At 59.5% G+C, this 13,027-nt stretch carries 14 protein-coding genes and 1 riboswitch; of the genes, 7 read left to right on the forward strand and 7 right to left on the reverse strand.

All coding sequences use genetic code 11. The features are described 5' to 3' along the window. Positions 1–129: 129 nt before the first annotated feature. Together PMI36_RS16680 and PMI36_RS16675 are read right to left on the reverse strand one after the other, a co-directional pair. Positions 130–1,017, reverse strand: coding sequence for a pirin family protein (locus PMI36_RS16680; RefSeq protein WP_008071493.1), 888 nt, complete (start codon positions 1,015–1,017; stop codon positions 130–132). 61 nt (positions 1,018–1,078) lie between these two features. Next, positions 1,079–1,495 (reverse strand): OsmC family protein, encoded by a 417-nt coding sequence (locus PMI36_RS16675; RefSeq protein WP_008071495.1) that lies wholly within the window; start codon positions 1,493–1,495, stop codon positions 1,079–1,081. A 301-nt stretch (positions 1,496–1,796) separates the two neighbouring features. Here PMI36_RS16675 and PMI36_RS16670 point away from each other — a divergent pair, with 301 nt between their 5' ends. Further along, complete coding sequence (locus PMI36_RS16670) at positions 1,797–2,261, forward strand: DUF3859 domain-containing protein (RefSeq protein ID WP_008071496.1); 465 nt, start codon at positions 1,797–1,799, stop codon at positions 2,259–2,261. 70 nt (positions 2,262–2,331) lie between these two features. Here PMI36_RS16670 and PMI36_RS16665 read toward each other — a convergent pair whose 3' ends face one another. Genes PMI36_RS16665 through purM form a run of 3 tightly spaced genes read right to left on the reverse strand, consistent with a single transcriptional unit; the run spans position 2,332 to position 4,762 of the window. Continuing rightward, the gene (locus tag PMI36_RS16665; RefSeq protein WP_008071499.1) at positions 2,332–3,045 is read right to left on the reverse strand and encodes a DUF3108 domain-containing protein; all 714 of its coding nucleotides are present in this window, start codon (positions 3,043–3,045) and stop codon (positions 2,332–2,334) included. Between the two features lie 8 nt (positions 3,046–3,053). After that, the gene (purN, locus tag PMI36_RS16660; RefSeq protein WP_008071501.1) at positions 3,054–3,704 is read right to left on the reverse strand and encodes a phosphoribosylglycinamide formyltransferase; all 651 of its coding nucleotides are present in this window, start codon (positions 3,702–3,704) and stop codon (positions 3,054–3,056) included. Further along, positions 3,704–4,762 carry a phosphoribosylformylglycinamidine cyclo-ligase gene (gene purM / locus PMI36_RS16655; protein ID WP_008071503.1) on the reverse strand — a complete coding sequence of 353 codons (1,059 nt, stop codon included), beginning with the start codon at positions 4,760–4,762 and terminating at the stop codon, positions 3,704–3,706. The genes purN and purM overlap by 1 nt, the downstream gene beginning before the upstream one ends. Positions 4,763–5,151: 389 nt before the next feature. Here purM and PMI36_RS16650 point away from each other — a divergent pair, with 389 nt between their 5' ends. From PMI36_RS16650 to PMI36_RS16630, 5 genes are all read left to right on the forward strand, one after another. Beyond that, a complete protein-coding gene (locus PMI36_RS16650) occupies positions 5,152–6,210 on the forward strand; it encodes a DUF2066 domain-containing protein (protein WP_008071504.1) in 1,059 nt (352 codons plus the stop codon). Positions 6,211–6,240: 30 nt separating this feature from the next. Continuing rightward, positions 6,241–7,314 carry an AI-2E family transporter gene (locus PMI36_RS16645; RefSeq protein ID WP_008071505.1) on the forward strand — a complete coding sequence of 358 codons (1,074 nt, stop codon included), beginning with the start codon at positions 6,241–6,243 and terminating at the stop codon, positions 7,312–7,314. A 230-nt stretch (positions 7,315–7,544) separates the two neighbouring features. Continuing rightward, entirely contained in the window at positions 7,545–8,249 is a 705-nt protein-coding gene (gene hda / locus PMI36_RS16640; RefSeq protein ID WP_007898944.1) for a DnaA regulatory inactivator Hda, read from the forward strand. 226 nt (positions 8,250–8,475) lie between these two features. Further along, on the forward strand, positions 8,476–9,114 hold the full coding sequence (locus PMI36_RS16635; protein ID WP_008071506.1) for a C40 family peptidase: 639 nt from the start codon (positions 8,476–8,478) through the stop codon (positions 9,112–9,114). Positions 9,115–9,279: 165 nt separating this feature from the next. Beyond that, positions 9,280–9,816 carry a C40 family peptidase gene (locus PMI36_RS16630; RefSeq protein WP_008071507.1) on the forward strand — a complete coding sequence of 179 codons (537 nt, stop codon included), beginning with the start codon at positions 9,280–9,282 and terminating at the stop codon, positions 9,814–9,816. A gap of 158 nt (positions 9,817–9,974) precedes the next feature. On the opposite strand, the gene PMI36_RS16625 is transcribed toward PMI36_RS16630, so the two are convergent. Continuing rightward, positions 9,975–11,288, reverse strand: coding sequence for a PQQ-dependent sugar dehydrogenase (locus PMI36_RS16625; RefSeq protein ID WP_008071508.1), 1,314 nt, complete (start codon positions 11,286–11,288; stop codon positions 9,975–9,977). A gap of 68 nt (positions 11,289–11,356) precedes the next feature. Beyond that, the gene (locus PMI36_RS16620) at positions 11,357–11,941 is read right to left on the reverse strand and encodes a hypothetical protein (protein ID WP_008071510.1); all 585 of its coding nucleotides are present in this window, start codon (positions 11,939–11,941) and stop codon (positions 11,357–11,359) included. Positions 11,942–12,095: 154 nt separating this feature from the next. Further along, positions 12,096–12,329: riboswitch (cobalamin riboswitch) on the forward strand. 81 nt (positions 12,330–12,410) lie between these two features. Between PMI36_RS16620 and cobO the strand changes: the two genes are divergently transcribed. Then, the gene (gene cobO / locus PMI36_RS16615; protein ID WP_008071512.1) at positions 12,411–13,022 is read left to right on the forward strand and encodes a cob(I)yrinic acid a,c-diamide adenosyltransferase; all 612 of its coding nucleotides are present in this window, start codon (positions 12,411–12,413) and stop codon (positions 13,020–13,022) included. Positions 13,023–13,027 lie beyond the last annotated feature (5 nt).

Raw genomic sequence — 13,027 nt, forward strand, 5'->3', positions numbered from 1 at the left:
CCGCTTCGGCGGGTTTTTTGATCGTTCCCACGCTCTGCGTGGGAATGCCTCTAGGGACGCTCCGCGTCCAGTGATGCGGAGCGTCACGGGCTGCAACCACGCAGAGCGTGGGAACGATCAGCCGATCAATTACAGGGGCGTTGGCGGGCTTCGGTGTTTCGGCAATTCGATCCGCTCACTTTCCCCCGGCACTGTCGGCCAGTCCCCGGCCGCCCAGCGCCGACGTGCTTCATCGATCAATGCCGGATCACTGGCCACGAAATTCCAGTTGATCCGCCGTGGTCCATCCAGCGGCGCGCCGCCAAACAGCACGGCATGACAGTCGCTCTCGGCGAACAGTGTCATCTCTTCCCCGGCCGGCAACACCACCAGCGAGTGCGGTTCCAGCGGCTCGCCATCCAGTTGAGCTTCACCGCTCAGCAAATACAGTGCCCGTTCTTCATGCTCGGTGGGAATCAGCAATGTGGTCGCCGTTTGCAGGTTCAATTCGGCATACAGCGTAGGAGAAAGCACCGGGACCGGCGATTCGAGGCAAAAGCCTGACCCGGCGATCATCCGTATCTTCACGCCAAGGTTATCGCTGACAGGCAGCGTGGCAGCCGGGTGGTGACTGTAATGTCCCGGACCGTGTTCACGATCCTTGGGCGAAGCCAGCCAGATCTGTAAGCCGTGCATCGTAAAGCCGCTGTCTTTCAATGGTTCGGGTGTGCGTTCGACGTGGGCGATTGCGCTACCCGCCGTCATCCAGCTGACATCGCCGGCATTCACCACCTGATCGGAACCGAGGCTGTCCTTGTGCTGGATTTGCCCTTCGAACAGGTAGGTGAGGGTGGACAGGCCGATGTGTGGATGCTGACGGATGTTCATGCCTTTGCCCGCCGGATAACGGGTTTCGAGCATGTGGTCGAAAAACACGAAAGGCCCGACGTTGCGGCATTTGGCTGACGGCAACGGGCGAAGAATCGGCTGGCCTTCGACATCTTCGGCGCGAGGGCGGATCACGAGTGGCGTGTTCATGGTGCATTCCAGGCTGAGCGGGTGACGCAGGGAGCATAACCCGCTTGCGCAGGCCTTGCCGCTATTGGCTGAACGCACCTTCGGACAGATGGGTTTCGATGCTGATGTCGGAAGTGGTCATCAGCTTGTGTACCGGGCAGCGGTCGGCCACGCGGTGCAACTCGTCACGCTGGGCGTCGGTGAGGACACCCTTGAGCGTGAGTTCGACGTGCAGGGCGTATTTGCCTTTCTGCTCTTCACTGTTGTCGCGCTTGACCTCAACCTCGACGCCCGTCAGCGGGATGCCCTTTTTCCTTGCATACATTTTCAGCGTCAGGGCCTTACAGGCACCCAGTGCTGCGTCGAAGTAGTCGTGTGGTTCAGGTGCCGTGCCTTCGCCGCCAGAGGTTTTCGGCACATCGGCAAAGAGTTCGTGATCATCGATCTGGACGCTGTGACGAAAACCTTCGGCGGAGACGGTGTTGACGGTAACAGTCATAAGAAACCTCGCAGACATTGGGAAAAGTCATTCGATCAAAAAAGACCCTGAAGTTATAGAGCATCCCTTCAAATTCGCGTTCCACTTTCTTGCCAGGCGATTTGACTAAAACGCAGTACCTGTAGGAGCGAGCGGTGCGGCGATCCGACTTGCCCGCGAAGAATGCACCGCGGTTTTTCAGGCATTACGCGTCATCGTTCTTCGCAGGCAAGCCTCGCTCCTACAGGATTTCACTGAACTTGTCATCGTCCTGTCACCCCGGCGTCATACCCTCGCGCTCATCTCAATCAAGGAGCGCACCATGCACCTCACCCGTTTAACCGCCCTGGCCACAATGATGTTTGTCAGTGGTCTGGCCAGTGCCGAAGTCCGCGTCGAAGGCCCAGTGGAATACGGCGTGTTCGCTGGCCCCAAAGCCGAACTGCAATCGGGCGAGCGAGTTTTGCGCCGCAGCAATGAACAGATCCAGCAAACCGAAATCGTCCCCGCCAAACTCGGCACCAAGTTTGGTATGCGCTACCAGTTGGCCGGCAAGGTCGCCGAAGACCAGCCGCTGACGTTGCTCTATTTCACGCCGGGCATCCGTACTCCGGATGGCGTGCGTCACGACAAACTGGAAGTCACTCAAAAACTGGTACCCGGTGCTCCGCAGGACCTGATGGCCTTCGAGTTCACCGAAAGCCATGAAGTCGTTCCCGGTGAATGGCGCTTCATGGTGTTCCAGGGCGACCGTCTGCTGGCCCAGCAACGCTTTACCGTGCGCTGATCGCGCTCGCCCAACCAAATGCAAGACGAAAAAAAGCCCCGCGTTTGCGGGGCCTTCATGTCGTTGCGAATCAGCTGCCTTTGACCGTCTTGCCGTTGACCGTACCGTCGAGGAGCATGATGTTGTACTCCTTGCCGTCGGTTTCGACCTGTTGCAAACGAACCAGCAGGTAATCCCAGTCCTTGGCGAACCACAGCACGGTGATGCGCTTGCTTTGTGTCGGGTCGCGCACGCGCTCGACCTTGATTGCATCGATCTGGCCAGCCTTGGTGTCGACCTTCTCCGAACCCAGCACGCGGAAGTCATAGGTATCGACTTCGCCATCGTCGACGACCTGATAGCTCATGCTTTTCTTGCCGGCGGCCACGTCATGCTGCAGGGCGAGCTGATAAGTGGATTTATCGACCATGCCGCGGTTCAGCGGGATCTTGACCGCGTCGCCGCGATCGGTGCCGGTGACCATTTTGGTGGTCCAGTCGAAGTCCAGGTCGGCTTTCTTGGCTTTGCCCAGACCGCCACGTTCGAAGTGGTAGGACTGCGGCAGCAGGGTGTCCTTGTCCAGGGTCAGGGTGCTTTCTTCGGTCAGGCTGGCGATCATCATCGACGCCTTGAAGCTGAGTTTCCAGACGCCGTTGGCGCCCTTGGTCAGGCTGCGTTCGGCGGTGCCGCTCATGGGCAACTGCTTCCAGTCGGCGGTGTAGCTGGCGGAGAAAGGTTGTAGGTCTGCGGCCTGCGCAAACGGCAGGGCGAGCAGAGCGCAAGCGAAGAGCAGGGCGCGACGCATAAAATCTCCTAGGTTCGAATCAAGTGGCCGCTGGCCGCGAGTAACTGTCCATCCAGTAAAGCACCTTGTTCACCGAGTGATAAACGACCTTCGGCAAACCAGCGTACGGCCATCGGGTAGATCAGGTGTTCCTGGGTATGGACTCGCTGCGCCAGACTCTGCGGCGAATCGTGCAACTCTACCGGTATTACTGCCTGTACGACCAGTGGTCCGCCATCGAGTTCCTCGGTGACGAAGTGCACGGAACAGCCGTGTTCAGTGTCGCCGGCTTCCAGCGCGCGCTGATGGGTGTGTAACCCTTTGTATTTGGGTAGCAGCGAGGGATGGATGTTGAGCAGGCGACCCGCGTAGTGGCGCACGAAGTCAGCGCTGAGAATGCGCATGAAGCCGGCCAGTACCACGAGTTTGGGGTTGAAGGCGTCGATCTGTTCGATCAGCGCGGCATCGAAGGCCTCGCGACCTTCGAAAGCCTTGTGATCCAGGGTGCGGGTGTCGATACCCGCGTCCCTGGCGCGTTGCAGGCCGTAGGCGTCGGCGCGGTTGGAAATCACCGCAGCGATGCGGGCCGGGCTGTCGCCGGTCCGCGTGCTGTCGATCAAGGCCTGCAAGTTACTGCCGGTGCCGGACAACAGCACCACCACATCACAGGTCTGGGACATCAATGAGCCTTGAGGTTCTTCAGTTCAACCTGGGCCGCGCCTTCGGCAGCGGTAGCGATCTGACCGATGACCCAAGGCTGCTCGCCAGCTTCACGCAATACGTTCAGCGCAGTTTCAACGTGCTCCTGGCTAACGCAGATAACCATGCCGACGCCGCAGTTCAACACGCGATGCATTTCGTTTTCGTCGACGTTGCCTTTCTCTTGCAACCAGTCGAACACGGCAGGGCGAGTCCAGCTTGCAACGTCAACCACCGCTTGTGCGCCTTTTGGCAGAACGCGCGGGATGTTGTCCAGCAGGCCACCACCGGTGATGTGGGCCATGGCTTTGACGGCGCCGGTTTCCTTGATCAGCTTGAGCAGTGGCTTCACGTAGATGCGGGTCGGGGCCATCAGCAGGTCGGTCAGCGGTTTGCCGTCGAGCTGGATGTTTTCGATGTCTGCACCGGACACTTCGATGATCTTGCGGATCAGCGAGTAGCCGTTGGAGTGCGGGCCGGAAGACGGCAGGGCGAGCAGGGCATCGCCGGCAGCGACTTTGGAACCGTCGATGATTTCGGACTTTTCCACGACGCCGACGCAGAAGCCGGCCAGGTCGTAGTCTTCGCCTTCGTACATGCCAGGCATTTCAGCGGTTTCGCCGCCGACCAGGGAGCAGCCGGACAGTTCACAGCCAGCGCCGATGCCGGTCACGACCTGGGTCGCGGTTTCGACGTTCAGTTTGCCGGTGGCGTAGTAGTCGAGGAAGAACAGCGGCTCGGCGCCGCAGACCACCAGGTCGTTCACGCACATGGCAACCAGGTCGATGCCGATGCTGTCGTGCTTGTTCAGGTTCAGCGCCAGGCGCAGTTTGGTGCCGACGCCGTCAGTGCCCGAGACCAGTACCGGTTGCTTGTAACCGGCCGGGATTTCGCAGAGGGCGCCGAAACCGCCCAGGCCGCCCATGACTTCCGGGCGCGCAGTGCGCTTGGCGACGCTCTTGATGCGTTCGACCAATGCTTCACCGGCGTCGATGTCTACACCGGCGTCCTTGTAGCTCAGGGAGGGTTGCTTGCTCATGATCCAGGCCTTTAGGGGGGATTCAGGGGTAACGACCGAGTCCAGTGGGGCCACTGAAGCTGGCGAAGGGCAATTGCCGTACGCGAATTTCAGGGTGCCCGGCTGTTGCCGGTCTGCGAAGGCGCGCGATTTTATCAGGCTTGAGGGGCAGCGGCCATCCTCGTGCCGACGGGCAGGGGCATATCGCGTTAAAAAAACCCATATTGCCCGTGTTGGTGGCGTCCCGGATGGCTGTATAAGGTATCGACGTTAACCGTCTATCGTTATGACAGTGCGAAAACTTACCGGGATCGGGTGAATGTTTTGCTTGAGCGTGTGGTCAACAGACCCTTGGTTCAATCATCTTCACGCGGTCTGTTCCAGCCGCTCTTGTCGTCAGGAATCTTTTTATGCGTTTTCTTAAATTCTTGTTCGTGGGCTGTTTAACCATGGTCAGCCTGACCGGTCATGCCGAAACCGTCAAAGGCCTCTATCAAGTACGCGAGCCTGTCAGCAGCCAGACACCGGAGGAGCGCGATCAGGCGACTCAGCGGGCGCTGGATACGTTGGTGTTGCGTCTGACTGGCGACCCCAAGGCGGCGCAGAGCCCGGGGTTGGCGACCGTGCGCAAAGACCCTCAGCAGATCATCAGTCAGTTCGGTTATGAGGCCGGGCCACCGCAAGTGCTGAAAGTCGATTTCGACCCGGCCACCACCGAACAGGCCTTGCGGCGTGCCGGGTTGGCCGTATGGGGTGCCAATCGGCCGTCGATCCTCGGCTGGTGGTTGAACGATTCCACTGAAGGTTCGAGCCTGGTCGGCGATGGCCAGGCCAGCGCCACGCCACTGCTTCGAGCGGCGCAACATCGTGGTCTGCCGCTGCGTTTGCCGCTGGCGGACCTGGACGAGCAGATTGTCGCCACTGCGCCGAATCTGGAAAGTGCAGACCCGGCGCCGTTGCGTGACGCATCCGACCGTTACAATGCCGACGCTTTGCTGGCGGTGCATGCCCGTGAAGAGGGTGGCCAATGGCAAGCCAAGTGGCGTTTATGGTTGGGCGATCAGAAAGAAGCCGGTAGCGTGCAGGGCGCCGATACCGCTGCGCTGGCCGATGCGGTGATGCTGGCTGTCAGTCAACGCCTGGCGCCGCGTTTTGCCGCCAAACCGGGTGCCTCGAGCGAGCAATTGCTGGAAGTGCAGGGAATGAGCCTGGAGCGTTATGCGACGCTCGGGCGTTTGCTGGAGCCTTTTGGCGCACGCCTGCAAAGTGTCGACGGCGACCGCGTGCTTTATCGGGTCAACGGCAGCCCCGATCAGCTGCGGGCGCAGTTGTCCTTGGGCAGGTTGCAGGAAATTCCGGCCGGTGAGGCGCAGGCTCCGACGGCGCCTGTTCAGCCCGTGGCGGCTGGCTCGACACCGGCCGTAGCGCCAGCCCCGGCACCGACACCACAGTTACGTTTTCGCTGGTAGTTTTTCTTTATATAGAGGCAGGAGTGGTACATGGCCGATACACGGCGTTGGTTCTGGCTCGGTGGGGTGGTCCTGCTTTGCGCGTTTGTTTACCTGTTGCACCCGATCCTGACGCCTTTTTTGGTGGCGCTGTTGCTGGCTTATCTGTTCGACCCGCTGGTGGATCGGCTGGAAAAGTACGGCCTTTCACGGACCTGGGGCGTGGTGGCGGTGTTTGCCTTGTTCACATTGCTCGTCACCGCGTTGCTGTTGGTGTTGGTGCCGATGCTCGCCAAGCAACTGTTTCGCTTGTATGAACTGGCGCCGCAAATGCTCGACTGGTTGCAGCACACCGCCGTGCCGTGGGCGCAATCGAAGATGGGGTTGTCGGACGGTTTCTGGAGGTTCGACAAGCTCAAGGCGGCGTTCAGCGAGCACATGGGCCAGACCACCGACGTTGTCGGCGTGGTGCTGAGTCAGGCGACGGCTTCAGGTCTTGCACTGATCGGCTGGCTGGCCAATCTGGTGCTGATTCCGGTGGTGAGTTTTTATCTGCTGCGCGACTGGGATCTGATGATGGCCAAGATCCGCAGCCTGCTGCCGCGTGATCGTGAAGAGCGCGTGATGTCCCTGGCGGGAGAATGCCATGAGGTACTCGGGGCGTTCGTGCGCGGGCAGTTGCTGGTGATGCTGGCGCTGGGCGTGATCTATGCCGCAGGCTTGATGATCGTCGGGCTGGAACTGGGGCTGTTGATTGGTCTGATTGCCGGGTTGGCGGCGATCGTGCCGTACATGGGGTTCGTCATCGGGATTGGTGCGGCATTGATTGCCGGTCTGTTCCAGTTCGGTGGCGATTTGTATCCCATGATCGGTATTGTCGCGGTGTTCATGGTCGGCCAGGCGCTGGAAGGCATGGTCCTGACACCATTGCTGGTGGGAGACCGGATCGGCCTGCACCCGGTGGCGGTCATCTTCGCGATCCTGGCCGGCGGCGAGCTGTTTGGTTTTACCGGTGTGTTGTTGGCATTGCCGGTGGCGGCGGTGATCATGGTGCTGGTGCGTCACGTACACGATTTGTATAAGGACTCGGATATCTACGGCGGTGTCGAAGAATCCGAGGTGTAAGGTTTTTTGATCGCTCGTAGCGGGCAGTCTGGTTGCGTGCCAGGTTTGCCCGTCTCCCTTGTGTGGCTGTCACATGCACCGCCAAAGAAACTGTCAAAAAACCAGTGTGTTAACGCAAACCTTTGATTTTGCTTGTGGTCTGTCGCATTGTGCGGCCAGCCCCACGGGTATAAACTTCGCAAACTTTACACAGAGGCCACTAACGGTTCCTTTGGAACTGTTCAGTCAGCATGAAACCGATTCAGCTGCCCCTAGGTGTGCGTCTGCGTGATGACGCTACCTTTATCAATTACTACCCAGGCGCCAATGCCGCTGCACTCGGCTATGTCGAGCGGCTCTGCGAAGCCGACGCTGGCTGGACGGAAAGCCTGATTTACCTCTGGGGCAAGGACGGGGTAGGGCGCACGCATTTGTTGCAGGCGGCGTGTCTGCGCTTCGAACAACTGGGGGAGCCGGCGGTGTACCTGCCGTTGGCCGAGTTGTTGGACCGCGGCATTGAAATCCTCGATAACCTCGAACAATACGAACTGGTCTGTCTGGACGATCTGCAGGCAGTCGCTGGCAAGGCGGATTGGGAAGAGGCGCTGTTTCATCTATTCAATCGCTTGCGTGACAGCGGCCGGCGTCTGCTGATCGCCGCCTCGACGTCCCCGCGTGAACTGCCGGTGAAGCTGGCAGACCTCAAGTCGCGGCTGACGCTGGCACTCATCTTCCAGATGCGTCCACTCTCTGATGAAGACAAACTGCGTGCCTTGCAGTTGCGCGCATCCCGTCGTGGTCTGCACCTGACCGACGAAGTCGGGCATTTTATCTTGACCCGTGGGACCCGCAGCATGAGTGCGCTTTTCGAGCTGCTTGAACGTCTCGATCAGGCCTCCCTTCAAGCTCAGCGCAAGCTGACAATCCCGTTCCTGAAAGAAACGCTGGGTTGGTAAAAAACTGATCAAGCCCAGGTTTTACGCAGGTTTCGGCATATTCCAGGCGTCAACAAACCCGCTTTCCTGCAAGAGGGCAGGCTGCGCAAAGGTTCAAAATGGGCTTAAGCGCTTAGATGTAAACGAGAAACCGAAAAGTCACATACAGATCGATTGAATTTGCAAATGAGGTCGATAGCGGGCATAGTCGCGGCTTCTTTAGAAACTTTCAGCCACGGTCGTGCCCATGCTAAATCGCTTCGCACCCCTCGTGCCTCTCGCACTCGTCACCCTGTTGTTCGGTTGCGCTGCCCACTCTCCAGTGTCCCAGCAAGAGCCAAAACAGCAGGTTTCAAATTCAGTTACCGCGCAGTCTTCTTCCGTTCTTTTCCAGGAAGAGCTAGCCACCGATAAAGAACTGGCAGACTTCGCCGGCGGCAAGTCTTACCAGCTTCCGGTTCTCGCCGACAGCATCCTCGAACGTGGCATGTCCCTGATCGGTACCCGTTACCGTTTCGGCGGCACCTCCGAGGCCGGCTTCGACTGCAGCGGCTTCATCGGTTATCTGTTTCGTGAAGAGGCCGGCATGAACCTGCCGCGCTCCACCCGCGAAATGATCAATGTTGACGCTCCTCTGGTTGCTCGCAGCGCCCTCAAACCGGGTGACCTGCTGTTCTTCGCCACCAATGGTCGTCGCGGTCGTGTCAGTCACGCCGGGATCTACCTGGGTGACAACCAGTTCATCCACTCCAGCAGCCGCAAAAGCGGTGGTGTCCGGATTGATAGTCTGGGCGATAGCTACTGGAGCAAAACCTTCATCGAAGCCAAGCGCGCACTCGCGATGGCGCCGACTGCGGCCCCGGCTATCGTCACGGCACGCAAGTAAGCGGACAGTTTGTAAGGCGAACTTAAAGTCTTACTTGAAGTTTGCCGCGTAGCCGCTAGAATCCTGATCTATTATTGATGGCAAACCGCCTGCGTTCTGCGCAGGCGGTTTTCTTTTCTGCCTTTTCGGTGGAAAAAGCCGCAGCCAGATCAGGATGTTCTGTTTATGACGATGTCGGCCCGCCTCACACTCATATTCTTCGCAGTGCTGCTCAGCGCCTGCGCCAGCCGTACACCGCCACCTGCGCCGGTGGTCCGCGCTCCGATTGTTTTCGGTCCTTCCCAAGCCTTTTCCCCTGCGGCAGAAGACGTGCTGTTTCGCGCGCTGGGCCTGGTGGGAACACCTTATCGCTGGGGCGGCAACACGCCGGATTCCGGATTCGATTGCAGCGGTCTGATCGGTTACGTTTATCGCGATGTCGCCGGCATTTCCTTGCCGCGCTCCACCCGCGAGATGATCGGCATGCAAGCCCCCAGTGTCGGCAAGGAAGGCCTGCAAACTGGCGACCTGATTTTCTTCGCCACCAATGGCGGCTCCCAGGTCAGCCACGCCGGTATCTACGTCGGCGAAGGCCGCTTCGTCCACGCGCCAGCCACGGGCGGCACGGTCAAGCTGGACAGCTTGTCCAAGGCTTACTGGCAGAAAGCGTACCTGAGCGCCAAGCGCGTCTTGCAACCTGAGCATTTGGCACATAATCCGTAGGTTGTCATAGCCGCTCGCACGCTCTGTCGTAACGCTGATCCCCTGTGGGAGCGGGCTTGCCCGCGATGACGCCGGCACATTCAACATCGATGTAGTCTGGGCTTTCGCTATCGCGGGCAAGCCCGCTCCCACAGGGTTTTCGTCTTGCAGTAATCACATTATTTAGCCGCGGACACGCGCCACACCTTGTTCCCCACATCATCCGCCACCAGCAAGCCTCCTTGCTGATCGATCACAACACCCACCGGCCGGCCCATGGCTTTTTCGTCGTCAGTGAGGAAGCCAGTGAGCACATCCACCGGCTGCCCGGTCGGTTTGCCGGCGGTGAATGGTACGAAAATCACTTTATAACCGCTATGAGGTTTGCGGTTCCACGAGCCGTGTTGGCCGATGAAGGCGCCTTGGGTGAACGGCGCGGGCAGTTTGCTGCCCTCGGCAAACGTCAGGCCCAGTGACGCGGTATGCGGCCCCACCGCGTAGTCCGGTGCAATCGCCTTGGCCACCAGATCGGGGTTTTGCGGCTCGACGCGAATGTCGACATGCTGGCCATAATAGCTGTAGGGCCAGCCGTAGAACCCGCCATCCTTCACTGAAGTGATGTAGTCCGGCACCAGGTCGCTGCCGATTTCGTCACGCTCGTTGACGGCTGTCCACAGTGCGCCGCTCTGCGGTTCCCAGGCCAGGCCGTTTGGATTGCGAATCCCCGAGGCGAAGATCCGATGGTTGCCGGTGGCGCGGTCCACTTCCCAGATCGCCGCGCGGCCTTCCTCCTGATCCATGCCGTTTTCACCGACGTTGCTGTTCGAGCCCACGGTGACGTACAGCTTGCTGCCATCCTTGCTGGCGATGACGTTTTTGGTCCAGTGGTGATTCAGCGTGCCACCCGGCAGATCGACCACCTTGATGGGCTGCGACTTGATCGCCGTCTCACCGTTTTCATAGTGGAAACGCAGCAGGCGATCAGTGTCAGCGACGTACAGGTCATTGCCGACCAGGGTCATGCCGAAGGGCGAGTTGAGGTTTTCCAGGAATACCGTGCGGGTTTCAGCAACGCCATCGTGGTCCTTGTCCCGCAGCAGGGTGATGCGGTTCGGGCTGGGGACGCCGGCACCGGCACGGCCCATGACTTTGCCCATGACCCAGCCGCGAATGCCTTGGCCATCATCGGGTTTGGGCGGTGCGTTGGTTTCGGCCACTAGCACATCGCCGTTTGGTAATACGTAGAGCCAGCGCGGATGATCGAGGCCTTCGGCAAACGCCGCCACTTGAGTCCCTGTCGCGGCGACGGGTTTCTTACCTTCAGGCCAGCCGATCGCCGGGGCGATGTTCACCGTCGGGATCAGGGTTTTATTCGGTTCTGGCAGCTTGGGCGAGGGGCCTGTGCCATCCGAGACTTGCAGGCTGGAGGTTTCACCACAGGCGGCGAGCCCTCCGGCGAGCGCGATGATGAAAACGAGTTGGGGGTTGCGCATTACTGATCTTCCCTATGAATGCATTGACGTAATCATAGAGAAGCGTAGACGTTCGATGGTTCAACCGGTCAGCCGCGGGCTTCCTTGAGCAGAACAGCGATGCCTGGATGGTAGTTGCCGGCTTCATTGCGCAACTTGCGGTAGGCGTAAGGGAAATACCAGGCCACGGCGCAGGTATGTTGCTTTTGCAGGTCGTCGACCATGTCCTGGAGTTCTTCCGGGGTGGCACTGTGTTGGGCTTTTTGTGGCGCGACAAACAGACAGCCGAGTTTCAGGTCGCTGGCGTAGCTGATTCGCTTCGCGTCACTGGTGATGTCCGCCAGTGCCTGAGTCAGGTTCAGGCTATTGACCCGTGGCCAGCGCTGGGTGGCCTGGAGATACGCGCGTTCTTCGCTGCTGGCGATAAACAGATCGGCGCGGGCGTTGCGTTCGCCTTCTTCGATCTGTTTGCGGGTCGACGTCTGTGCCAGCGTGACCATTTCTGCCATCCAGGCCGCGGCGGAGAGCAGGCCGAGGTTGGCGTTTTCGTCGTACCAGTAAGGTGTATCGTTATCGCCGCGCACGGTGTTGTAGCGGTCGATACAGTCAAACCAGCGTTCCAGCACCGGTCGCAGGAATTCCAGCTTCGGATTGCTGATGATCATGCCTTGCATGTGGCTCACCCTTGTTATTGTGTTGTCAGGTTGTGGCTCTTTGATATCACTGCTGACAGTGTGGCACAAGATTGGCGTCAGTTAATTGATCGACGGCAGTTATTCGCTCAGCGGCGCCCCGGCTTTAATTGACGCTCCACCCCCAACCCTCTAACCTTCGCGGCTTGTTTCAGGTGCTCTGTGACCTTGGTCGACAGAGTGAAACAGGGAAGCCGGTGAGTGAATTTCTTCCAGCGAAGAATGATCATGATCCCGGCGCTGCCCCCGCAACGGTAAATGAGTAAAAGCTGCGCCTTGAGCCACTGTGTCGACTGTCGACATGGGAAGGCGCGCAGTCAGGCGCAAGCCGCTCATGAGCCCGGAGACCGGCCTGATTCATCCAACGGCATCACGGTGGGCGATGCCAGGCTTCTTGCCGTCTATTCTTGTGCCTGCCCGCCGTTATCCAGCCTCAACGGAGAGCTCCCCCATGACTGATACCCCCGATCGTGACGAACGCCATCTGGCGCGCATGCTGCGCAAAAAAGCGGTGATCGACGAACGCATCGCCAACTCGCCGAATGAATGCGGTTTGCTGCTGGTGCTTTCCGGTAACGGCAAAGGCAAAAGCAGCTCGGCGTTCGGCATGCTTGCGCGGTCCATGGGCCACGGCATGCAATGCGGCGTGGTGCAGTTTATCAAGGGGCGCACCAGCACTGGCGAGGAGCTGTTCTTCCGGCGCTTCCCGGAGCAGGTGCGTTTTCATGTGATGGGCGAGGGCTTTACCTGGGAAACCCAGGATCGCCAGCGCGACATCGCCGCCGCCGAAGCCGCCTGGGCGGTGTCCCGGGAACTGCTGCGTGATCCGGCCATTGGCCTCGTGGTGCTTGATGAGTTGAACATCGCCCTCAAGCACGGCTACCTTGATCTCGATCAGGTGCTCAGCGACTTGCAGGCCCGTCCACCGATGCAGCACGTGGTGGTCACCGGTCGCGGCGCCAAGCCCGAGATGATCGAACTGGCCGACACCGTCACTGAAATGGGCATGATCAAGCACGCCTTCCAGGCCGGAATCAAAGCGCAAAAAGGCGTCGAGTTGTGAACTGC

The organism is Pseudomonas sp. GM79 (genome assembly GCF_000282495.1).
Classification (GTDB): Bacteria; Pseudomonadota; Gammaproteobacteria; order Pseudomonadales; family Pseudomonadaceae; genus Aquipseudomonas.